This is a genomic window from Microbacterium sp. Kw_RZR3 (genome assembly GCF_029222405.1).
GTDB lineage: Bacteria > Actinomycetota > Actinomycetes > Actinomycetales > Microbacteriaceae > Microbacterium.
This window is the reverse complement of the sequence record NZ_JARHXC010000015.1, coordinates 1-919: the sequence shown is the minus strand read 5'-3', so window position 1 is coordinate 919 and position 919 is coordinate 1. Positions and strand designations below refer to the sequence as shown.

1 protein-coding gene is annotated in these 919 nt (G+C 67.7%); it reads right to left on the bottom strand.

Annotation, left to right across the window (positions count from 1 at the left end; all coding sequences use genetic code 11):
* Positions 1-881, bottom strand: an 881-nt coding sequence (locus P2P98_RS00420) for a transposase (RefSeq protein WP_275796117.1), incomplete at its 3' end; no start/stop codon positions are given.
* Positions 882-919: the final 38 nt, after the last annotated feature.

Genomic DNA, 919 nt, shown 5'->3' with positions numbered 1-919 from the left:
TGGCGGTAGGTGTGGGTGAAGTCGTCGTCGCGGCGTTTGCCGCGTTCGATGGTGGAGATTTTCATGGGCCATACGCCGAAGTGGTGTGCGGCGGTTTCGATGCTGATGCCGCGGGCTTGTCGGAGGGGGCGGAGGTCGTCGATTCGGGGGACATCGACGTTGCTGGTGAGGAGGGTGAAGATCTCACGGGCGATGGCGCGTTTGAGGCATCGGAGGGCTTCCTTGGTGGTCTTGCCGTCGCCGCGTTTCTTGGCGACGTAATCGCGGGTGCGAGGTTCGTAAGACATCCGGGACAGGGCGATGTGGTGCAGGGCGGCGTTCGCGTGTCGGTCGCCGCCGCGGTTGAGGCGGTGACGGGTGGTTTTGCCGCTGGATGCAGGGATGGGGCTGACGCCGCAGAGGGCGGCGAACGCGGCTTCACTGCGCAGACGCTCGGGATTGTCGCCCGCGGTGACGAGCAATTGACCGGCGGTGACCGGGCCGATGCCTTTGGTGGCGGCCAGGGCGGGGTTGGTGGCGGTAACGAGCTGTTCCAGCGTCTGGTCGAGGTCCGCGATCTCTCCGGTGAGGTACTGGTGGCGGCGGGCGAGGGACCGCAACGCGCGCAGGGTCGCGTCGGTGGTGGTGTCCTCGCTGCTGCGGGTGCGGGACAGGGCGCTGATCAAGGCGGTGTCTGTCAGGGTGCGGTATTTCGCGCGGACAGGGGTGGGGGCGGTGACCAGGAGTGTTTTGATCTGGACCTGCGCGGCGGTGCGGGCCTTGACCGCGCTGCGACGGGCGACCAGCAACTGCCGGATCGCTTCGACCTGCCCGTCCGCGACCTTCGGAACCGGGAGATCGGGTTCGGCCAACGCTGCCCTGGCTGCGGCGTAGGCGTCGATCGGGTCAGACTTGCCTCTGATCCGACGCAGCTGCCGGT